Source organism: Chitinophaga sp. GbtcB8 (assembly GCF_019091455.1).
Classification (GTDB): domain Bacteria; phylum Bacteroidota; class Bacteroidia; order Chitinophagales; family Chitinophagaceae; genus Chitinophaga.
On sequence record NZ_JAGXJN010000560.1, the window covers coordinates 1 to 228 of the forward strand.

Annotated in this window: 1 protein-coding gene; it reads left to right on the forward strand. The window is 48.2% G+C overall.

All coding sequences use genetic code 11. The features are described from left to right. On the forward strand, window positions 1–228 hold a 228-nt coding region (locus KVT36_RS32565), incomplete at both ends, for a permease-like cell division protein FtsX (protein ID WP_217607557.1).

Sequence of the window (228 nt, forward strand, 5' to 3'; positions counted from 1 at the left end):
GGGATAATGTCCGGGAAGACCAGGCCCAGGCCCTGCGCGTTTCCATTGCTGCCCGGCCTTACGTGAAATCCATTGAGTATGTGTCAAAGGAGATGGCGGCCACCCGGTTCAAAAAAGAGTTTGGTGGAGATTTCATTAACCTGCTGCCATATTACCCTTTGTATGCGAGCATTAATATTAAGGCTTATGCCCGCTATGTAAATGCAGACAGTTTGCGGATCATAGAAA